This is a genomic window from Neisseria sp. CCUG12390 (genome assembly GCF_047837985.1).
Classification (GTDB): Bacteria; Pseudomonadota; Gammaproteobacteria; order Burkholderiales; family Neisseriaceae; genus Neisseria.
On the sequence record NZ_CP181244.1, the window covers coordinates 788,574 to 808,445 of the forward strand.

General features: G+C 52.9%; 17 protein-coding genes, 2 tRNA genes and 1 other RNA gene. 3 read left to right on the forward strand and 17 right to left on the reverse strand.

Features of this window, described 5'->3' with window-relative positions:
* Positions 1-22: 22 nt before the first annotated feature.
* From ffs to dld, 3 genes are all read left to right on the forward strand, one after another.
* An RNA gene (ffs, locus tag ACM67E_RS03645) (signal recognition particle sRNA small type) lies at positions 23-119 on the forward strand.
* Positions 120-419: 300 nt separating this feature from the next.
* Positions 420-1,847, forward strand: coding sequence for an SLC13 family permease (locus ACM67E_RS03650; protein WP_416192257.1), 1,428 nt, complete (start codon positions 420-422; stop codon positions 1,845-1,847).
* Positions 1,848-1,954: 107 nt separating this feature from the next.
* Positions 1,955-3,652, forward strand: a complete 1,698-nt coding sequence (dld, locus tag ACM67E_RS03655; protein WP_416192258.1) for a D-lactate dehydrogenase — start codon at positions 1,955-1,957, stop codon at positions 3,650-3,652.
* Positions 3,653-3,844: 192 nt separating this feature from the next.
* On the opposite strand, the gene ACM67E_RS03660 is transcribed toward dld, so the two are convergent.
* The 17 genes from ACM67E_RS03660 to ACM67E_RS03740 form a co-directional block, all read right to left on the reverse strand.
* Positions 3,845-3,935, reverse strand: a tRNA-Ser gene (locus ACM67E_RS03660).
* 21 nt (positions 3,936-3,956) lie between these two features.
* Positions 3,957-4,047 (reverse strand) — tRNA-Ser (locus ACM67E_RS03665).
* 81 nt (positions 4,048-4,128) lie between these two features.
* Complete coding sequence (gene yaaA, locus ACM67E_RS03670) at positions 4,129-4,908, reverse strand: peroxide stress protein YaaA (RefSeq protein ID WP_416192259.1); 780 nt, start codon at positions 4,906-4,908, stop codon at positions 4,129-4,131.
* Positions 4,909-5,095: 187 nt separating this feature from the next.
* Positions 5,096-6,211 carry a hypothetical protein gene (locus ACM67E_RS03675; protein WP_416192260.1) on the reverse strand — a complete coding sequence of 372 codons (1,116 nt, stop codon included), beginning with the start codon at positions 6,209-6,211 and terminating at the stop codon, positions 5,096-5,098.
* A gap of 178 nt (positions 6,212-6,389) precedes the next feature.
* Positions 6,390-6,887 (reverse strand): hypothetical protein, encoded by a 498-nt coding sequence (locus ACM67E_RS03680; RefSeq protein ID WP_416192261.1) that lies wholly within the window; start codon positions 6,885-6,887, stop codon positions 6,390-6,392.
* The gene (locus ACM67E_RS03685; RefSeq protein WP_416192262.1) at positions 6,877-8,190 is read right to left on the reverse strand and encodes a MafB family polymorphic toxin; all 1,314 of its coding nucleotides are present in this window, start codon (positions 8,188-8,190) and stop codon (positions 6,877-6,879) included. The genes ACM67E_RS03680 and ACM67E_RS03685 overlap by 11 nt, the downstream gene beginning before the upstream one ends.
* Positions 8,191-8,193: 3 nt before the next feature.
* Positions 8,194-9,147 carry an adhesin gene (locus ACM67E_RS03690; RefSeq protein ID WP_416192263.1) on the reverse strand — a complete coding sequence of 318 codons (954 nt, stop codon included), beginning with the start codon at positions 9,145-9,147 and terminating at the stop codon, positions 8,194-8,196.
* A gap of 293 nt (positions 9,148-9,440) precedes the next feature.
* Entirely contained in the window at positions 9,441-10,625 is a 1,185-nt protein-coding gene (gene dapC / locus ACM67E_RS03695; RefSeq protein ID WP_416192264.1) for a succinyldiaminopimelate transaminase, read from the reverse strand.
* A 205-nt stretch (positions 10,626-10,830) separates the two neighbouring features.
* Positions 10,831-12,000 carry an NAD(P)H-dependent flavin oxidoreductase gene (locus tag ACM67E_RS03700; RefSeq protein WP_416192265.1) on the reverse strand — a complete coding sequence of 390 codons (1,170 nt, stop codon included), beginning with the start codon at positions 11,998-12,000 and terminating at the stop codon, positions 10,831-10,833.
* Between the two features lie 443 nt (positions 12,001-12,443).
* Positions 12,444-13,274 carry a symmetrical bis(5'-nucleosyl)-tetraphosphatase gene (locus ACM67E_RS03705; RefSeq protein ID WP_416192266.1) on the reverse strand — a complete coding sequence of 277 codons (831 nt, stop codon included), beginning with the start codon at positions 13,272-13,274 and terminating at the stop codon, positions 12,444-12,446.
* 195 nt (positions 13,275-13,469) lie between these two features.
* Positions 13,470-13,865 (reverse strand): RidA family protein, encoded by a 396-nt coding sequence (locus ACM67E_RS03710; protein WP_416192267.1) that lies wholly within the window; start codon positions 13,863-13,865, stop codon positions 13,470-13,472.
* Between the two features lie 431 nt (positions 13,866-14,296).
* Positions 14,297-15,517: a radical SAM family heme chaperone HemW gene (gene hemW / locus ACM67E_RS03715; RefSeq protein ID WP_416192268.1), complete on the reverse strand. Its 1,221-nt coding sequence runs from the start codon at positions 15,515-15,517 to the stop codon at positions 14,297-14,299.
* 56 nt (positions 15,518-15,573) lie between these two features.
* Positions 15,574-16,167, reverse strand: a complete 594-nt coding sequence (gene rdgB, locus ACM67E_RS03720) for an RdgB/HAM1 family non-canonical purine NTP pyrophosphatase (protein WP_416192269.1) — start codon at positions 16,165-16,167, stop codon at positions 15,574-15,576.
* Entirely contained in the window at positions 16,160-16,405 is a 246-nt protein-coding gene (locus ACM67E_RS03725; protein WP_416192270.1) for an NGO_0222 family membrane protein, read from the reverse strand. Before ACM67E_RS03725 ends, rdgB begins: the two co-directional genes overlap by 8 nt.
* Before the next feature lie 247 nt (positions 16,406-16,652).
* The gene (bamC, locus tag ACM67E_RS03730) at positions 16,653-17,792 is read right to left on the reverse strand and encodes an outer membrane protein assembly factor BamC (RefSeq protein ID WP_416192271.1); all 1,140 of its coding nucleotides are present in this window, start codon (positions 17,790-17,792) and stop codon (positions 16,653-16,655) included.
* Between the two features lie 15 nt (positions 17,793-17,807).
* The gene (dapA, locus tag ACM67E_RS03735) at positions 17,808-18,683 is read right to left on the reverse strand and encodes a 4-hydroxy-tetrahydrodipicolinate synthase (protein ID WP_416192272.1); all 876 of its coding nucleotides are present in this window, start codon (positions 18,681-18,683) and stop codon (positions 17,808-17,810) included.
* 378 nt (positions 18,684-19,061) lie between these two features.
* A complete protein-coding gene (locus ACM67E_RS03740; RefSeq protein ID WP_416192273.1) occupies positions 19,062-19,868 on the reverse strand; it encodes an integrase core domain-containing protein in 807 nt (268 codons plus the stop codon).
* Positions 19,869-19,872 lie beyond the last annotated feature (4 nt).

Consider the following 19,872-nt stretch of genomic DNA (forward strand, 5'->3'; position numbering starts at 1 on the left):
GCGTTATAATCGGTTTTTCTTTGGCGGGTCTCCCCGCATGGTTATTCGGAACACCGGGTCAGGGGCGGAAGCCAGCAGCCCACTCCGATGCGCCAGTGCCGGGGGTTCGGCTCGCCGCCTTATTTGAAAAACACCGCAAGTTCTGCTTGCGGTGTTTTGCTTTTCATGCCGTCTGAAAAAGCGGACGTCTGCTGCAAGCGGATGGGAGGGAATGTTATCCGACGACGGATGTATTTTTGACACGAGTCAAATAAGTTAAACTATGAATAAAATTATATAAAAATAAATATTTGATAAATATAAATAAATTTTCGTATTTTAAATTTCCGGTTATTTATTGTTAAGAACTTGTCAAAATGATTTCAGTCGCCTAAACTGAAAAAAACATTTTTCACCTCATTCGGAAAAGGAAGCTTCTTTTGGGAAAATTTATCCATGATGACACTCAGAAGCGTTTGCCTGAGAATTTGTCGCTGAGAAGTGCGCAGCCGCCGGCGACCAGTTGGCGCGGTTTGATGATTACCTTGCTTGCTGCGTTGCTGGGTTTCGGTCTTTACTTTATTCTGCCCTACGATGCAGAGGCCAACAAAGGTTTGGCGATTTTGCTGTTTGTCGGCATCATGTGGCTGACGGAGGCTGTCCACATCACCGTGACGGCGCTGCTGATACCCGTATTGGCAGTTGTTTTCAAAGTGCCGGAAATGAATACCAAAACGGCTTTGGCCAATTTTGCCGACCCGATTATTTATGTTTTTTTCGGCGGTTTTGCATTGGCGGCGGCCATGCACATCCAGCGGCTTGACCGCAAGCTGGCCTTGAAAGTCATCAGTCTTTCCCGGGGCAGTTTTCTGACGGCCTCGCTGCTGATTTTTACCGTGACGGCATTTTTATCGATGTGGATCAGTAATACGGCAACTGCTGCGATGATGTTGCCGTTGGCTTTGGGCATGATGTCGCAGCTTGACCCGCAGAAAGACCGCAGTGTGATTGCCTTTATGCTGTTGGGCATCGCATATAGTGCCGGTATCGGCGGTATCGGTACGCTGGTCGGTTCGCCGCCGAATGCGATAGCGGCCAAGGATTTGGGTTTGGACTTTCTGGGCTGGATGAAATACGGCCTGCCGATTGCATTGGTTTTAATGCCGGCAATGTTGGTTTCGCTGTTTCTGGTTTTGAAGCCTGACTTCAAACAGATCAATGCGGCAGGGATTGAGACGGAGGATATTCCGTGGAACCTGCACCGCATCCTGACGGTGATGGTTGTCGGCGGCACGGCGTTGGCTTGGATGCTGAGCGGAAAAATCGCCGAAGCGACCGGTATTGATGCGATTGACAGTGTGATTGCCTTGACTGCCGCGGCTTTGGTGGTGGTTTTGGGAACAGTGGGTTGGCGCGAGGTCGCGCGCAACGTTGATTTGGGCGTGTTGCTGCTGTTCGGCGGCGGAATTACCTTGAGCAGCCTGATGCAGAAAACCGGGGCATCCGCCGCTTTGGGCAATGAAGTGGCTCAGGTTTTGAGCGGTACATCGCCACTTGTGGTTACCGTGTCGGTAACCGTATTTATCATTGTACTGACCAACTTCACCAGCAATACCGCTTCCTCTGCCCTGCTGATTCCGATGTTCGCCTCGATTGCCAAGCAGATGGGCTTGCCGGAAACCGCGCTGGTGCTGATTATCGGCATCGGTGCATCGTGTGCGTTTATGCTGCCGGTGGGTACGCCGCCGAATGCGCTGATTTTCGCTTCGGGCAAAATCCGCCAGCGCGACATGCTTTCCGTAGGGTTGGTTTTGAGCGGGTTCAGCGTGGTGATTATTACAGTTTGGTCGTATTTCTTTTTGATTTGAACAACCGGTTTCAAAGGCCGTCTGAAAGTTTCAGACGGCCTTTACTTCATTGTATGCTCCCTCTACAATCACTCCATCCGAATAACCCGCATGAGCAAGGAAACCTTATGTCCGTTACCGCTTCGCAACTGATTCAGCGTCTGACCGAAATTGTCGGCGACAAATTCATTCTGACCGACCCCGCCAAAACCGAGCAATACCGGCAGGGCTACCGTTTCGGCGAAGGGAAGGCTTTGGCCGTGGTGCGGCCGGGAACGCTGCTGGAAATGTGGAAAATCCTGCAAGCCTGTGTGGAAGCCGATGTGATTGTGATTACGCAGGCGGCCAATACCGGGCTGACAGGCGGCTCCACCCCCGACGGTAACGATTACGACCGCGACATCGTGATTGTGAACACCATGCGCATGAACATCATCCAGCCGATTAACAATAACGAACAAGTCGTCTGCCTGCCCGGTTCGACGCTCAACCAGCTTGAACTGCTGCTGAAACCTTTGGGGCGCGAGCCGCATTCGGTGATTGGCTCGTCGTGTATCGGCGCGTCGGTGCTGGGCGGCGTGTGCAACAATTCGGGCGGCGCATTGGTACAGCGCGGGCCGGCTTATACCGAGATGGCCTTATATGCCGAGATTGATGCGGAAGGCCGTCTGAATCTGGTCAACCATTTGGGCATTGATTTGGGCGAAGACCCCGAAGAGATTTTGACGAATTTACAAGGTTGGCACTACCAGCGCAAAGACATCACGCAAAACGCGGGCAAAGGCCACGACCATGCCTATTGCGACCATGTGCGCCAAGTCGACGAACCGACCGCCGCGCGTTTCAACGCCGATCCTGCGCGCCATTACGAAGCGTCGGGCTGCGCGGGTAAGCTGATGGTGTTTGCCGTGCGTTTGGATACGTTTCCGCAAGAGCCGAAAACGGCCGTGTTCTACATCGGTACCAACGACATCAACGAACTGACCGACATCCGCCGCGCGGCACTGGCCGAGTTTAAAACCTTGCCGGTTTCGGGCGAATACATCCACCGCGACGCGTTCAACATCGCAGAAGTCTACGGCAAAGACACGTTTTATGTGATTAAGAAATTCGGTACGCACCAACTGCCGAAATTGTTCGACTACAAAGCACGCGCCGACCGCTTCAGCAAAAAATTGTCATTTCTGCCGAAACATTTTTCCGACAAAGCCCTGCAATGGGTTAGCAAATGGCTGCCGCAACATCTGCCGCAATCTCTGCTCGGCTACCGCGATAAATACGAACACCATTTGATTCTGAAAATGGGCGGCGAGGGCGTGGACGAAGCGCGTGCGTTTTTGAAAGACTATTTCGCCACACGCAACGGCGCGTATTTCGAGTGTAACGCGGAAGAAGCGCAGGCCGCCATGCTGCACCGTTTTGCCGTGGCTTCCGCCGCCATCCGTTACCGCGCCGTGCACGATACCGAAGTGGAAGACATTGTCGCACTCGACATCGCCCTGCGCCGCGACGACCGCGACTGGTTTGAAAAACTGCCGTCTGAAATCGACGGCAAAATCAGCCACAAACTCTATTACGGCCATTTCATGTGCCACGTCTTCCACCAAGACTACATCGTCAAAAAAGGCAACGACTGCATGGCTTTGGAACATGAAATGCTGGCTTTGCTTGACGAACGCGGTGCGCAGTATCCGGCGGAGCACAATGTCGGCCATCTTTACGAAGCCAAGCCGGAGCTGAAACAGTTTTACCGCAAACTCGACCCGACCAACAGCTTTAATCCGGGTATCGGTAAAACCAGTAAGAAGAAAAACTGGGCAGAGTGATGCCGGAGTGAAAATGATTGATTAAACAGAGAGGCCGTCTGAAATTTTTCAGACGGCCTGTATTTTGGCAGTTACAAAATAAGGTTGTATTTGAATATTGCGCAACCAAGTGACGGTAAATCAAATATCGGCGCGCTCCCCAAGCGCAGCCCAAAACAAAAGAGCCGCTTTTTCAAGCGACTCTTTTTTGTTTGGCGGAAGCGGTGAGATTCGAACTCACGGAGGGCTATCAACCCTCGACGGTTTTCAAGACCGTTGCATTAAACCGCTCTGCCACGCTTCCTTAAAAATATATTCAAGAAAATGGCGGAAGCGGTGAGATTCGAACTCACGGAGGGCTATCAACCCTCGACGGTTTTCAAGACCGTTGCATTAAACCGCTCTGCCACGCTTCCGTTTTCTTGAAGACGATATAGTAATGAAAACTTGCTGCCTTGCCAAGTGAAATTTGGGTGTTGAAACTTAGATTTCTGTTTTTACTTGGTTTGTTCTTGACGCAGAAATACCCACTCTTTTTCATTTGACGCGGCGGCATTGAATTTGTAGCCCTCGTAGTCGAAATTCTGCAAGGCTTGGGGTTCGGTAATGCCGTGTTCGGCGGCATAGCGCACCATTAGGCCGCGGGCGCGTTTGGCGTAAAAACTGATGATTTTGTATTGGCCATTTTTTCCGTCTTTGAAAACCGGCGTAATCAGTTTGGCTTTGAGTTTTTTAGGGTTGACCGATTTGAAATACTCTTGTGAGGCCAGATTAACCAGCACGTCGCTGCCGTTGGCGGCAAGCGTATCGTTGAGCAGGTCAGTAATGCGGCCGCCCCAAAATTCATACAGGTTTTTGCCGCGCGAATTGGCAAAAGCCGTGCCCATTTCCAAGCGGTAGGGCTGCATCAAATCGAGCGGGCGCAGCAGGCCGTATAAGCCGGAAAGCAGGCGGACGTGTTGCTGCAGGTATCGGATTTGTTCGGGATTGAGTGAGGCGGCATCTATGCCTTCGTACACATCGCCGTTGAACATATAAACCGCCTGTTTCGCATTTTCGGGTGTAAACGGGGTATGCCAGGCGGCATTGCGTTCGGCGTTGAGCAGGGCGATTTTATCGGAAACGTGCATGAGTTCGGCGATTTGCTGCGGCGCGAGCCGGCGCAGTTCGTCCATCAGGATTTCCGATTCGGCCAATAAATCGGGTTGGGTAAATTCTTGAATCGGAGCAGGATCTGTTTCGTTAAGATTTTTTGCCGGAGATAACACAAACAACATGGCAGCCTCGTATCGGTGTCAAAGAGAGGGTTGGATTGTAGTTTCAAACATGGGGCAGGGCAAGAATAGGGTCGGTTGGAATATTTAATTGTGGTAATGTTTGGCATTTTTCGGTATGTGTTCAGGCCGTCTGAAAGTTTTTCAGACGGCCTTGTTATCCCATCGATAAGCCATCAAAATGACGGCATCAACGTTTTGCCGCCGCTGCCAACCGCATAGGCTCATTGTAAACCATTTCCCGGCTTAAGGGATAATCGGGAAGTTTATCGTTAAATCCTCTTTTTTCTTCAATGACTTTGCCGTCTTGAAGTACCCAATGATGTTCGCGGTGATCGGTTGACGTATCGGCCGTCATGCCGTCTGCGGCCAATGCCACTGTGGAAGAGCCGGCTTTAAATACTTTTCCCTGTTTCAGATAATATTCAAAACTCTGCCGCTTTTGTCCGTCGTCGTAGCTGTAATAAATTTTTTCGGGCAGGCCTGAAGAATCGTATCCGACAACCAGGCTGTTGTGTTTCATCCCTTTGGGCATGATGGCGGCAACATCGTTCAATTGGATATATGCCCCTTTATTGGCGGCAATCGTATTGCTTTGTTGTTGCGCTTCCCGAACATATTGTTTGTTTTGCCGTTCTCCTACAGCACGGCGGCTCAATTCAACCGCTTCCCGATAACAGGCGGCGCAGTGGTTTTCCGTATATTCTGACAAAACGGCACTCGCTTCGCCCTGTTGCCATAATGTTCCGTCTGCCTGCCAGATAAACAGTTGTGAACCGAGCTGACGGTAAGTATTCACGCCGCTTTGCGGGTCAGCCGTTTCCAGTTCGCTCAAAACGACAAGGGCATCCAAAGGCTTGCCGCCTGCATAGCGGTAAGTCGTTGTCAGCAGGCGATTGCCTGCCGAATCGAGCGCGCGGACGGTTTCAATCTTTACCGGGCGGTTATTATGGAGAGTATAGTCGGTATCGACTTTCAAGCCGCCAATCTTCGCGGTTCGGCGGAAAAACGGTTCTTTGTCGGCCAAAAAATCAATTTTTCCGGTTAATGCCAAGTAATCGCCGCTTTCCTGAAGCAGGGGAAAATCAAGCGGTAGCGTTCCCGTATCCTGATATTCTTTTTCATTGTTTTTATGGTCGATTACCGCATCAAATGCGGCTTTTGCCGTCTTGAGCGAAGCCGCAGAAACGCTTTCTTCCCGAACACCGTCCTTTAAAAACCATTCCGGCCTGAAATGCCAAGCCAGTTGCGAGAACAGTACCAATATTGCCAAGGCTGCAAAGAATATTTTCAGAATTTTCATCATCGATAATTTTCGAATTGTCGTTTAAAAAATAACAAGCGTAGGGCGGGCATGTATGCCCACAAAACATTAAAGGCCGTCTGAAAATAAACAGTTATTTTCAGACGGCATGGTTTAATTAACAAGACAAAATAGAACATATATGGGTATAAATGCCTACCCTACGCTTGCTTGCTACGAACTAAATCCCCATATGTTGGTTTCTTACTTGTCTGACCAACTTCAAAGCTTCTGATTTATATACTCTATTCCATTTTTCCCATTCGAGAGGTCGTCCATGTTTCTCCCAATCTTCTAAAATTTGAGTTTTGAAAGACTCCAATTCCCACCAATATTCCGCATATGAATGAGACTGGTTGGGAATTTCCGATTCAGCCCAATCTGCAAAATGTAGGAAATGAGTAATATCACAGACGATATTATTTTCTGGGATTCGTTTGGCAAGTAATTTTTTTACCAGTCGGGAAGCTTCAGATTGATATTTTATTGTCCAATCTTGCCAATTTTTCGGCTTGCCTATTTTTTCCCAGTTTTCTAGGGCTAAAGCATTTAGAGTTTCTAATTCCCACCATAAATCATGATATTCAGATGATTGATTGGAAATCTCATTTTCTGCATCAGAAACGAATTTGGAAAAATGAAAAATGCTACTGACAATATTTTCAATGTTATTTTCCATAAGTTGTCGTGACAACGCCTCCTGATTGATTAGTTATAACTTTAACATTATTTATCGGGTCATAATGAGATGTTGTACCATTTCTTCCTTTAGTTTGCTGCCCTGTACGTATCGTGTTTTCTATTACGGAAGGCAAAATCCCCCTATCTTGCATTCTATCAAGAGCATGTCCAGAATACTGTCGCCCATTTATTTCTGTAGGTGTATTTCTAACTGGCTGATAATCAGGATTTTTTGGCTGATTCATCTGATTATATCTACTTCCCATAGGTGCATGGGCATCGGCAAAATCCTCACTTACCGTTGTCTTCCCAGTCCCCGTCTTAGACAGTTTGGTCGCTTTCGTTACCGCCGCCACATTGAATACGGCTTCTACCGTTTCCGCCGCATTCGGGTTCTCTGCCGACCAGTCTGTGACCGCATTGCCGATGTCTTTTTCCGCTCCGCCCAGTCTGCCCAAGCCGCCTATGGCGGACAGTTTGCCGTCGGCAGACAGCGGGGCGATGCCGTACATCGTCGCTTTGTCTATCGCATAGCCCGTGCCGTACAGCGCATCGCCCAATCCGACGGCTTCACCCGCGCTCAGAAAGGGGTTGACTGCGCCGGCGGCCACGCCGTTGATGAACTCCATGGTATTGCCCCAACGGTCGAGTTTGGGGTTGTGGTCGAACATCTTTTTGTTGGCTTCGTTGGCGCGGTCGGCAAAGTTGCTGCCGAGATTGGCGTAATTGTCGCGGAAGCGTTGGCTGATGCTGCGGGTGTCGGTGGGGTTGAACTTGATGCTTCGTGCAATGCCGTTTACCGAATAGCTGTATTCGTCGCGGGCACCGGTCGGAGTGGGGTAGCCGCCGCCCCTCGGGCCGTCGTAACCGTCGGCAGGATGGTGTTTGTGACCGCTCCAGTTGAGACGGTAAACGGTAAAGCCTTCCGCCACGCTGCCTTTTTCGTCGCTGGCACTGCGGCTGGCATGTTCGTCGAAAGGAGCATGGACTTCATGACCGTGGCCGGAGAAGACGGTTTTGTAGCCGATGTCGCCTTTGATGTTGGCCTGCTGGATAAGCAGGTTGCCCATTTGGTGTTTGTAGGCTTGGGTAACATCGATTTTGCCTGTGCGGTCAGCCACGCTGCCGCGCGGCGTACCGAACAGATGGTATTGTCCGCCCGGTTCGAAGTTTTTACGGTCGGCGTTTTGGGTAACAAAAGGATCGTTTTTCAGATCCGCAGCCGCTGCCTGCTGCCCGAGGGCAGTCAGGGCGAGGGCTGCGGCGGCGATGAAGCCGGTAAGTTTCCGCAGCGGTTTCACGGTTTATTCTCCTTTTTTACGGCGGATGACTTCGTCGCTGACATCGAGATTGGCATCGGTGCTCTGTTTGAAGTCGGGACGGTTTTGCGCGGTGGTGCTGCCGTAGGGTTCGATGTCGCCGAAATCAACCATCAGGCCGTCTGAAGCTTTGACGGTTTTGCTGACTTTATACGGGCCGGTCCAGAAAGCGTATTTTTCTTTGTATTGGGTTTCGTAGGCGGCGGAAGTAGGTTTAATCAGCAGTTTGCGGGTATTGCGGTCAACGGCGAAATATTCGAGCTTGGTTTGCGCTTTGAGGGTTTCGGCGTTGTAAACGTGAAACTCGGTGCGGCTGCGGATGGTGCCGAACACATCGACGGTAACGAATACGTCGGTATCGGCATATTGCGGCGGAACGACCTCGATGCCGCGAAGGTAGAACACGGTCTGCACAAGGTTGGTCAGGAAGGACACGTCGCGCGGGTTGGTGATGAGGGTTTCGTTACGGTAGTCGCTGTTGCCGTTGACGGTCAGGCCGATATTACGTTCGGCGGCGCGTCCGCGGTTTTTGGTCAGTGCGGAAGCAGGGGCGTTCAATACGGAAGTGGACGTGGTGACGCTGGAAAGCGAATCGGCGGTGGTGGTGGCGGTGGTGTCGTAGTTGGGGTAGCTGTATTGCGTGGAAGAGTCGGGGTTGTTCTGGTAGCCGCCGCGGATGAGCGCATCGATGGAGTAGCGTCCGCCGGTGATGTTGCCCGAACCTTGGTCGCCCATGGTGGAGACATAAAGTGCAACCTTGCGGCCTTGCAATGCGGACAAATCCATTTCTTTCACAGCGGCGCGGGAAGAGGCAGCGACGAGTTCCTGCTCGACGGCGAAGCGTTTGCCGCCGCCGTGTCCGGGCAGGCCGGTAAGTGTGCCGCAGGCGGTCAGGAGAAGGGTGGTTGCGATGGCAAGGGCGAGTGTTTGAAATTTCATGGGAAACTTTCTTTAAAATAGAATAAAAGGGAAGCGGACGGGTAGGCCGCACGGTGTCGGTGATGTTTTTCAGATGACCTGACAAATTGCAGGCCGTCTGAAAAACATCGGCCTGAGAACTACGACATTGTATTTTGTTTGTGTTTGTAAATTTAGGTTTTGATATTGTCGGTTTGTTTTAATGATAAACGGATTCGGATAAGGGCGGATGATCGACTGCCGTGATTGTTTTGAGCCGTCCATACAAAAAAGGCCGTCTGAAATTTTCAGACGGCCTATGCATCACACAACACTTAGCGATACAGCGACACAATGGTTTCGGCGGCTTTGACGCAGGTTTCGACGTCGGCTACCAAGGCGATGCGCACGTATCCTTCGCCCGGGTTGCCCTGTTCGGTGTCGCGTGCCAGGAAGCGGCCGGGCAGGACTTGGATGGCGGCTTGGGTCCACAGGCGTTTGGCAAAGGCCAAGTCGTCGCCGTCGGGTACTTTCAGCCACACATAAAACGAAGCGTCGGGGAAATCCACGTCGAACACTTCGCACAGAATCGGAATCACTTTGTCGAATTTTTCCTGATACAGGCGGCGGTTGTCGATGACGTGGGCTTCGTCGTTCCATGCGGCAATGCTGGCGCGCTGCACGGGAATGCTCATCGCGCTGCCGTGGTAGGTGCGGTAGAGCAGGAATGCTTTCAGTAAAGCGGCATCGCCGGCCACAAAGCCCGAGCGCAGGCCGGGGACGTTGGAGCGTTTCGACAGGCTGGTAAACATCATCAGTTTATCGAAGCCGCGGCCTGATTGAGCCGCCGCCTGCAAGCCGCCGATGGGTTTGTTGCCGTCGAAATAGATTTCCGAATAGCATTCGTCGGAAGCGATGACGAAACCGTATTTGTCTTGCAGTTCAAACAGTTCCTGCCAGTCTTCCAATTGCAGCACGCTGCCGCTGGGGTTGTTCGGCGAGCAGACCAAAACCATTTTGGTACGCTGCCACAGGCCGTCTGAAATGCTCGACCAATCGGGATTGAACGATGGCGCAGGGCAGTTGGCAAAATGGATTTCGCCGCCGCCGAGAATCGTGCCGCCTTCGTAAATCTGATAAAACGGGTTCAGGCTGATGACGACGGGTTTGGTATCGGCAACAGGGTCTAAGATGGTTTGGATAAAGGAAAACAGGGCTTCGCGGCTGCCCAAGACCGGCAGGATTTCCGTAGCGGGATTGACGGTCAATCCGTCGTAGCGGCGAGCCAGCCAATCGGCGCAGGCTTGGTGCAGCTCCGGCAGACCGGCGGTCAGCGGATATTTTTCCAGTTCGCCCAAAGAAGCGGTCAGCGCGTCGGTGATGACTTTGGGCGTGGCGTGTTTCGGTTCGCCGATGTGCAGGGGAACGGGCTGCAGCCCTTCGGGGGCTTCCAAGCCCTGCATGGCTTCGCGCAAACGGGCGAACGGGTAGGGTTTGAGTTGGGATAATAATGAATTCATGATGGTTCCGAGCCTTAGGTTTAGCCGCTATGTTACCATTTTCCGGCTGCATTTTGTTAACAATCTGAACGGGTGGCGGTTATTGGAGTCGTCTGAAAAGCGGTGTGCAAAGTATGGGCGGGACATAAACAAACCGGAAAACAAAAGGCCGTCTGAAACCGGTGCAGAACCCTGCAACCGGTTTCAGACGGCCTCTGATAAGGTTTTATTTTGCCGCAGCGGGCATCGCGCCGTTTAGCAGATAGTGGATGGTTTCCCGCACCGTGCGCATGGCGTTGCCGAACGGAAGCGGATCTTTTCCACGGAAAAACAGCCCTTTATCGACTTCGCCGCGGAAGGCGGCGGAAAGCTGGATGTCGATGCAGAACTGGCCGGCTTTTTCCAAACCATCGCGCAGGCCGCAGCTGGTCAGGCAGTTCAGGCCTTGCGTGCAGCGGCGCGGATCGGCTTTGGCAACCGATTGCAGTTTGGCTTCGCGCTTGATGTAGTTGTCGAGGAATTTGGTGCGCACGCCGCGTGCAGGCAGGCCCGCAACCGACATAAATTCGACCACTTGCTCGGTTTCCGCGCCGGCCAGCGTTTTTTTGAAGTTGATGTGTGCGTCGCCTTCCTGTGTTACGGCAAAGGCGGTGCCGATTTGCACGGCATTTGCGCCCCATGTTTTCAGCGCGGTGGTAACTTTTTCAAAATTCGCCATGCCGCCGGCCAGAATCAAAGGGATTTTTTCGCTTTCCAAGCCCAGATTTTTAAACACTTCCAGCGTTTCTTCAATCACGCGCTTGAACTCGAATTTTTCGTCGTTGACACCGGCAACGGTGGCCGCACCCAAGTGTCCGGCGGCGTGGGCAGGGTGTTCGATAACCACCGCGTCGGGCAGAATGCCTTTTTTCATCCAGCGTTTCAACACGATGTTGATGCCGCGCGATTCCGACAAAATCGGGAACAGGGCGACATCTTTGTGGAAGCCTTCGGTCATTTCCGGCAAATCCAGCGGCAAACCCGCGCCCATCACAATCGCGTCCGCGCCCGATTCGCAGGCTTGGCGGACATAAGCGGCATGGTCTTTTACTGCTTTCATCACGTTCACGGCAATCATGCCGTTGCCTTCTGCGCCGCTTTTGGCTTTTCGGATTTCACGGTCGAGCGCGATGCGGTTGAGCCGGGTGTATTTTTCTTCGGTCGGGTTGATTTTCGATTCTTCCAGCAAGTCTTCGTGCAGGTGGCGCAAATCAACGCTGGCGATGGTGCCGATGCCGTTTTCGCGGGCAACCGCGCTGGAAAGTCCGGACGCCGAAATACCCACGCCCATACCGCCTTGAACGATGGGAATCAATGATTTGCCGCGGATAACCAAGGGATCGAAAGAGTGTGACATTGAAATAGCCTTCAGGGTAAGTTGGAGTGAGTGATGCGCTGTGTGCCGTCGTTTAAAATAAAAATAATACAGCGTTGCCGGCTCCCTTATGTATCGGGTGGACACGGCGGTCGCTGCCGCCTTGTCTTATTTCTATTTTGAACGACGATGTCGTCGGTTTTTAATTTTTAGGAATTATACTCTAAAAAATCCAAAAATTAGAGTAAATCTACAGTTTTTTCAAAAGGTAACATAAAAATGTGAACGAAATATGATGTTGAAGAATAATAAATGTAAATAATTCATTTGGTTAGGTAATGAATGCGATGTGGCGGATCTGCCGGTGAAAATCAGCGGGGGAAGATGGCAGACGGTTTTGTCGGAGGAATGTTTGATTTTGTATGGATAAATAGTGAGGCCGTCTGAAAAAATTTTTTTTCAGACGGCCTTTGCAGGTTTCATTTTTATTTCAACGCGGTTTTCCAATCCAAACCGTTGAGGGCGGCGACTTGGGTAACGGCTTCGGTGTCGAGGTTGATGGCGGTCAACTCGCCGCCCCACAGCGCGCCGGTGTCGAGCGAGATGATGTTGTCGGTGTTCATGTAGCCCAGCGACGACCAATGGCCGAAGACGATTTTGTGGCTGAGGTTTTGCCGGCCGGGGGCTTTGAACCACGGACGCAGGTGAATCGGCATTTTGTCGAGTGTGGCCTTGAAATCGAAATCGAGTTCGTTTTGATAGGTCAGGGCGCGCATCCGGCTGAACACGTTGACGATAAAGCGCAGGCGGCTGTAGCCGCTTAATTTTTCGTCCCACGCAATCGGGGTGTTGCCGTACATTTTGGCGAAGAACTTTTCGTATTTGCTGCCTTGCAATTCGGCCTCGGCTTCGCGTGCCAGTTCTTCGGCTTGGTCTATGCTCCATTGCGGCAGGATGCCGGCGTGTACCATGACATGCTTTTCGTCGCGGATCATCAGGGGCTGGCAGCGCAGCCAGTCGAGCATTTTGCGGCTGTCGGGATGGTTGAGAATCGGGGTGATGGTGTCGCTGCGTTTGGTGGTGCCGTGGCCGTAGCCGACGGCGAGCAGGTGGAAATCGTGGTTGCCGAGAATGATTCGGACGCTGTCGGGGTGCTGCATGGCAAATTGCAGCGATTCCAAAGATTTGGGGCCGCGGTTGACGATGTCGCCCGTGAGCCAGAGGGTGTCGGTGCCGTGGTTGAAGCCGATTTTTTTCAGCAAAGCCGTCAGCTCGTCGTAGCAGCCTTGGATGTCGCCGATTGCGTAATGTGCCATGGTGTTTTTTATCCTGATGAAAGGTTTTCAGACGGCCTTTTCTGCCGTTTAAAGCTATTTTTTGCGGCAGCGTTTTATGTTGGGTACGCAGCCTGTTGACGGCTTCCGGTTTGCCGTTTTCAATGAGGATTGGAGCCAAGCCGTGCAAAGGCCGTCTGAAAAATACCGAACCGTTTCAGACGGCCTGTACGGATTTTACAGTAAGGCGTTTAACACCATAACCGCTTCGGCTTCGACCTGCACGCCTTTGGGCAGGCTGGCAACGCCGACGGCGGCGCGGGCGGGGAAGGGCTGGGGAATGAATTCGGCCATGACTTCGTTGAAAACGGCGAAGTTGCCCAAGTCGGTCAGATAGGCGTTGACTTTGACGATGTCGCCCAACGAACCGCCTGCGGCTTCGGCCACGGCTTGCAGGTTTTTGAATACCTGAACCGCCTCGGCGCGGAAATCGCCGCCGCCGACCACCTGCATGGTGGCAGGGTCGAGCGGAATCTGGCCGCTCATGTAAACCGTGTCGCCCGCACGCACGGCTTGGCTGTATGCGCCGATGGCGGCAGGGGCGTTGTCGGTGTGGATAATGGTTTTCGCCATGATGGTTCTCCTGAGAAAATACAGTCGGAATAGGGGGTTATGATACAAAATTTCGTGCGGCTTAGGAAGCCGGCAGGGCGTGTCTGCTTGGGTTTCAGACGGCATGGGGTGACTTTGAGGCCGTCTGAAAAGCGGTTTTGGGATGGTTTGTCCGATTGCCGAGATTTTTGTCAAACTCAATTCAAACCAAAAAATCTATGTCCCGTTGGCCGGTAAATTCGCTGCGTTTCCTGACGGATTGGAGATTTTTGACTATTTTCGGGTTTTGCAAAAGTGTCTTGCCATGCTGCCGGTTCGCCCAATATCCCTGTTTTGTTTGAAGGTTTACAGAGGCCGTCTGAAAATATTCAGACGGCCTTTGCTGTGTTTGCACCGTAAGCGTTACCGGTTTGCGCAACTCATGGCTGCGGAATCCGATTTATCCCGATAGGCTACAAAAAACACTGCAACAAATCGTTCAAAAACAATCTGCCTTGTGCGGTCGGCTTAAATACGGTCGGATCGGGTTCGAGCAGGCCTTTGCTTCGGGCGGTTTCGATTTGCGGCAGGATGTGCGCGACGGGGATGCCCGTCCGCTCCTGCAGCATGGCGGCAGGTACGCCGTCGGTCAGGCGCAGCGCGTTCATCATGAATTCGAATGCCAAATCTTCACGGGCGACGGTTTTGCGTTCAATGCCGTCTGAAACATTGCCCTGCATGGCGGCGAGATAGTCGTTCGGGTGGCGGCGGCGCGTGGTGCGCTCGATGCGGTCGGGGTAGGAAATTTTGCCGTGCGCGCCTGCGCCGATGCCTAGGTAGTCGCCGAACTGCCAATAATTGAGATTGTGGCGGCATTGCTGTCCGGCGCGGGCGAAAGCGGAGGTTTCGTAATGGATAAACCCGGCCTGTTCCAAAGCGGTATGCACCGCGTCTTCGATGTCCAGAGCGGCTTCGTCTTCCGGCAAACCTTGCGGCGGCGTGTGGCCGAACGCGGTGTTCGGCTCCATCGTCAGATGATACGCGCTGATGTGGCTCGCGCCCGTGGCAATGGCGGTTTTGACATCGTCCAAGGCCGTCCGAACGGTTTGGTTCGGCAGGGCATACATCAAATCAATGTTGACTTTATCGAACAAATTCAAAGCCGTATCGATGGCGGCTAAGGCTTCGCGGCTGTTGTGGACGCGCCCCAAGCGCACGAGCATATCGTCGTTGAAACTCTGCACGCCGATGGAAAGCCGCGTAATGCCTGCGTCTTTAAAGCCCTGAAATTTCTCGATTTCAAAAGTGCCGGGGTTGGCCTCAAGCGTGATTTCCGTATCCGGTTGCAGTCGCACCAGCGAACGCACGCCGCTCAACAGGCGGTCGACGGCTCGCGCGCTGAACAGGCTGGGTGTACCGCCGCCGAAAAATACGGTTTCGACAGGCCGCCCCCAGATGTTGGGCAATTCGGACTGCAAATCCGCCAGCAGCGCGTCAACGTAGGCATCTTCAGGCAGGCCGTTGGGTGCGGTTTGCTCGGGTTGGATTGCCGCAAGCGGTTGATAACGCGAGATATTGTGCGAATTGAAGTCGCAATACGGGCATTTTTTGATGCACCACGGGATGTGGATGTAGAGCGATAAAGGCGGCAGAGCGGTGAGCCGGGGCGTTTGGGGGAAATGAATGGCGGTCATGGTTTCGGGTGTGTAGGAGGCCGTCTGAAAGGTTTCAGATGGCCTGCTTGAATGGGTTACATTACAGCTTGGATTTTTTTGAGCAATTCTTGCAAGGCTAAACCGCGGTGGCTGACGGCGTTTTTGATTTCGGGTTCAAGTTCGGCTGCGGTGCAGCCGTGTTCGGGCAGGTGGAAATGCGGGTCGTAGCCGAAACCGTTGGTTCCCGCGGCTTCCTGTTGCCATAATCCGCGCCAGATGCCTTCGGCGATAATCGGTTGCGGATCGTGTTCGTGGCGCACGAACACCAGCACGCAGACGTAATAGCAGCTTTTGTCGTCCTTATCGGCCAAGTCTGCGGAAAGTTTGGCGTTGTTGGCGGCGTCGGATTTTGGTTCGCCGGCGTAGCGTGCGGACAATACGCCCGGTGCGCCGCCGAGTGCGTCGGCGCAGATGCCGCTGTCGTCAGCGAGTGCGGGCAGGCCGCTGTGTTTGGCGGCGTGCCGGGCTTTGGCAAGCGCGTTTTCGACGAAAGTGAAATACGGTTCGGGACATTCGGGCGTGTCAAACGCGGATTGCGGCAGGATTTGGATATTCTGCCCGGCAAACAGGCGTGAGAATTCTTTGAGTTTGCCCGCGTTGCCGCTGGCCAAAACGATTTTGTCAAACATGGGGATTTCCTTGGTTTTGCTGCGTCTGCATTTGTTGATATTGTAAACGGGCTTTTAAGCGCAGATAAAGTGCCAGACTGCCGATTTGGCCGAAGATGGCGGCAAATGCGAACAGAAACGAAGCCACGGCAAACTGTTTGCTGCCGACGGAGAGCAGATAGCTGCCCAGCAGCACCAAGGCCATAAACAGCAGGGTGAAAAAGACGATGCAGAGCAGGTAGGTTTTGCGTCGGTTCATGGGTCGGATTGTCGCTGAATGAAATGCTGTATTATAGCGGATAGCGAAGGCCGTCTGAAACCGCAGCCGTTGAAAATAAAAATAATACGTGTTGCCTCCCGATATAACGGCGGCACGCAGCCGCCGCTGCCGCCTTGTCTTATTTCTATTTTAAACGGCTGCAGTTTCAGACGGCCTTTTCCAAATGAACAAAACCGCTTCTGAACATCGGATTCAAAAGCGGTTTGAAATATGCCGGGTTTGCCGTTTAACGCAATTCCGAATGCAGGCGGCCAAGCAGGGTGGAAGCGTCGCTGCCTTTGTAGCTGCTGCCGTCTTTGTTCAGCAGGCTGATGCGTGCACCGCCGTTGACGGGCTCGACATAAACAATCAGTTCGGGCTGTTGCGCCGGGGCGGTTTCGGCTTTTTTGCCTTTGCCGAACCAGCGGCTGAATATACCCGGTTTCTTCGTGCTGACCGCTTCGCTTTCGGTCGGAACCTGCCGCACCAGGAACGCATGGCGTTCGGCGTTTTGACCCAAAACGGTCAGGCCGATGCGGTCGAGCGCGAGCGCGGTACGGCGCCAGTTGCGGTCGTAGTCGCCGCTAAGCAGCAGGGTTTGGCCGTCCACTTTGGCTAAATCGCCGGTATCCGCACGGGGCGCAACGCTTTGACCCAATGCGTTTTCAGCCTGTTTTTCGTCCACGCCCAAGTATTGCATGAAGCGCGCCAGGAAAGCGGCTTCCAAATTCGGGTCGTTAGGGCGAGGCTGCCACATGGTGGTGTCTTTGTTTTTGTCGCCGTAAACTTCCGCCATACCTTTGTGGGCGAAGAAAACGTCGGTCGTGCCGTTTTTGCCCTGTTCGACGCGGATGATGAATTTATCGCGTTCGCTGGTCGAATAAACGCCGCCCAAGCCGACTTTTTCAAACAGGCGGCGCAGGGTGTCTTGCGGGATTTTGGCGCGGTTTTCCGCCCATTCGGTTTCCATCTGGCCGATAGCCGGTTCTTCCGATTTGATATCGAAACCGTTTTCCTGCCAGAAGGCTTTCAGCAGCGGCCAGATTTCGGCAGGCTGCTTGCCGTCGACCACAACCCAGCGTTGGCTGCCGTCGCGTTCCAAACGCACGCCTTTGACCGACTGCAATACCGCTTGGTTGGCCGGTTGCTGTACGGCCTGGGTGCGGTTGCGGCGGTTGTTCAAATCGGTGGCGCGAACCGCGCCGCTGCCTGCCGGCAGGTTGTACAGATTGCCCTGGTCGGGATTGGTCAAATCTGGCGGTACTTCCAAATTGACGATTTTTCGGGTTTGGCTTTGGTAGTCCAGTTTCGGTTGTTCTTTGCTGCTTGAGCAGGCTGTCAGGCTGATCAGGGCGACGGCAACGGCCATCGGTTTGATATAAGTCATCTCGGTTTCCTGTGGTTAAATCTGTTTGGCGGCTTCCAATGCGCGGCGGACTTTGGCCTGACCGTCTTCGGTCAGCGCAACCAAAGGCAGGCGGACGTGGGGTTCGCATTTGCCCAAAGCGGCGGCACCCCATTTCGGTGCGGCGGGGCTGGGTTCGCAGAACATGGTATTGTAGATTGGAATCAGTTGGTTATTGAGTTGACGTGCCTCCGCAATGTTGCCGGCCAAAGCAGCGCGGCACATGTCGGCAAACAGCTTGGGCGCGACGTTGGCCGCCACGGTAATCACGCCGTGGCCGCCTGAAAGCATGAAAGCCATTCCGGTCGGATCGTCGCCGGACAATACGGTAAACCCTTCGGGGGCTTGGTTGATTAATTCGATGTCGCGGGCGATGTCGCCGCTGGCTTCTTTGACGCCGACGATGTTGGGGATTTCGGCCAGCCGCAGGATGGTTTCGTTGGTCATGTTGACGACGGTGCGTCCCGGTACGTTATAGACAATCATCGGGACGGACGCGGCTTCGGCGATCGCTTTGAAATGCCGGTAGATGCCTTCTTGAGAAGGTTTGTTGTAATAGGGAACGACCGACAGGGTGTAATCTGCGCCGACTTTTTCGGCAGCTTTCGACAGGGCGACGGCTTCGGCGGTGTTGTTGGCACCGGTGCCGGCAATCACGGGCACGCGCCTGTTGACGTGTTTGACGGTGGCTTCAATCACGGACAAATGTTCTTCTACATCCAACGTCGCGCTTTCGCCGGTGGTGCCGACGGCGACGATGCCGTCGGTGCCGTTGTCGATATGCCAGTCAATCAGGTTGCGCAGGTGTTCGAAATTGATGCTGCCGTCTTGATTCATCGGGGTAATCAGGGCAACCAAGCTACCTTTTAACATAATGAAACCTTTGGTTCGGTAATGATGAGGTCGGTTATTCGGCGATTGTAGCCTACTTTGTTGTTGCTGTGAAACACCGGCCGGCGGGCAACAGGGCAAAGCAGGCGGAAGATTGTTGTGCTTTACAAAAAGAAATTGATTAAAAACAAACGTTTGATTGATAAGGCAGGACGTAGTGTTGTCAAGGATAAAAAGTGTTAAATCTTCGAAAAGCATAAGGCCGTCTGAAAGTCCGGGAATGCGCCAAAGGGGTTTCAGACGGCCTCCCGGCTGTACCATACTCGAACCGGCTGCTTGGAAACCGAAGCAATTCAATACCTTGGATGGTGTTCCGGATACATCGGATAAGGTTTGAGGTGTAAGAAATCACCGAGTTGTTTACACAACAGGTTGAGAAAAATAATCCTCCAAAGTCTCAAAAGGCGTCCTGCCTTTCAAGCTGCCGTGCGGCTTGACCGTATTGTAGAAATTCACAAAGCGGCACAATTCCCTGCGCCGGTGTTGCGCATCGTCAAATGTCTGCTTATCGTGCCACATCTCCATCAGCGTCCGAATCACCCGTTCCGCTTTGCCGTTGGTCTGCGGACGCGCAATACGGGTAAACTTCTGCACGATGTTGTTGCGGCAGCAGGCAGCGCCAAACGGGTGGGATGCATTGCCTTTGTATTCCACTCCGTTATCCGAGTATGCGCATTCGACGGTGTACGGGCAGCAGTCAATCACATCCCTCAACAGAAACTTGGCGGCACTGGCAGCCGTACGGTCGGGCAAGATGGCTGCGTACAGTTCGCGGGAGTAGTCGTCGATGGCGACAAACAGGTATTCGAACGGGTCGGCAACGCTTTGGTTTTTCAGCCGCGGCAACCGTTTGGTATCGAAATGCACCATTTCGCAGGGATAGGATTTGTTGTAGCGTTTAGCCTGTTTCTTGAGCTTTTCTTCGATGGCTTTTTCAACCTTAGCCAAACGTTTCATCCCGTATTTGGCTTGTTTGAACCGGTTGTTGGTACTGTTTTGCGGCGTGAGCAGCTGCAGCCGTGCGGCTTTGAGGATACGGTAGATGGTTACTCTGCTGACTTGGTATTGCCGGGCAAGTGAAGTAACGGTAATTTTATCCTGTGTATAGGCGCGCCAAACGGCTTGACGTTGGTGCGGTGTAAGTCGGGTATTTTTGTGGATGTTCATGGCA

What these genes read in the sequence shown, in the direction of transcription:
- ACM67E_RS03740 (WP_416192273.1), bottom strand. Translation starts at nt 19,868, where the DNA reads ATGAACATCCACAAAAATACCCGACTTACACCGCACCAACGTCAAGCC.
- ACM67E_RS03690 (WP_416192263.1), bottom strand. Translation starts at nt 9,147, where the DNA reads ATGAAATTTCAAACACTCGCCCTTGCCATCGCAACCACCCTTCTCCTG.
- hemW (WP_416192268.1), bottom strand. Translation starts at nt 15,517, where the DNA reads ATGACCGCCATTCATTTCCCCCAAACGCCCCGGCTCACCGCTCTGCCG.
- dapA (WP_416192272.1), bottom strand. Translation starts at nt 18,683, where the DNA reads ATGTTAAAAGGTAGCTTGGTTGCCCTGATTACCCCGATGAATCAAGAC.
- dapC (WP_416192264.1), bottom strand. Translation starts at nt 10,625, where the DNA reads ATGAATTCATTATTATCCCAACTCAAACCCTACCCGTTCGCCCGTTTG.
- rdgB (WP_416192269.1), bottom strand. Translation starts at nt 16,167, where the DNA reads ATGTTTGACAAAATCGTTTTGGCCAGCGGCAACGCGGGCAAACTCAAA.
- dld (WP_416192258.1), top strand. Translation starts at nt 1,955, where the DNA reads ATGTCCGTTACCGCTTCGCAACTGATTCAGCGTCTGACCGAAATTGTC.
- ACM67E_RS03680 (WP_416192261.1), bottom strand. Translation starts at nt 6,887, where the DNA reads ATGGAAAATAACATTGAAAATATTGTCAGTAGCATTTTTCATTTTTCC.
- bamC (WP_416192271.1), bottom strand. Translation starts at nt 17,792, where the DNA reads ATGACTTATATCAAACCGATGGCCGTTGCCGTCGCCCTGATCAGCCTG.
- ACM67E_RS03705 (WP_416192266.1), bottom strand. Translation starts at nt 13,274, where the DNA reads ATGGCACATTACGCAATCGGCGACATCCAAGGCTGCTACGACGAGCTG.
- ACM67E_RS03725 (WP_416192270.1), bottom strand. Translation starts at nt 16,405, where the DNA reads ATGAACCGACGCAAAACCTACCTGCTCTGCATCGTCTTTTTCACCCTG.
- ACM67E_RS03675 (WP_416192260.1), bottom strand. Translation starts at nt 6,211, where the DNA reads ATGATGAAAATTCTGAAAATATTCTTTGCAGCCTTGGCAATATTGGTA.
- ACM67E_RS03700 (WP_416192265.1), bottom strand. Translation starts at nt 12,000, where the DNA reads ATGTCACACTCTTTCGATCCCTTGGTTATCCGCGGCAAATCATTGATT.
- yaaA (WP_416192259.1), bottom strand. Translation starts at nt 4,908, where the DNA reads ATGTTGTTTGTGTTATCTCCGGCAAAAAATCTTAACGAAACAGATCCT.
- ACM67E_RS03710 (WP_416192267.1), bottom strand. Translation starts at nt 13,865, where the DNA reads ATGGCGAAAACCATTATCCACACCGACAACGCCCCTGCCGCCATCGGC.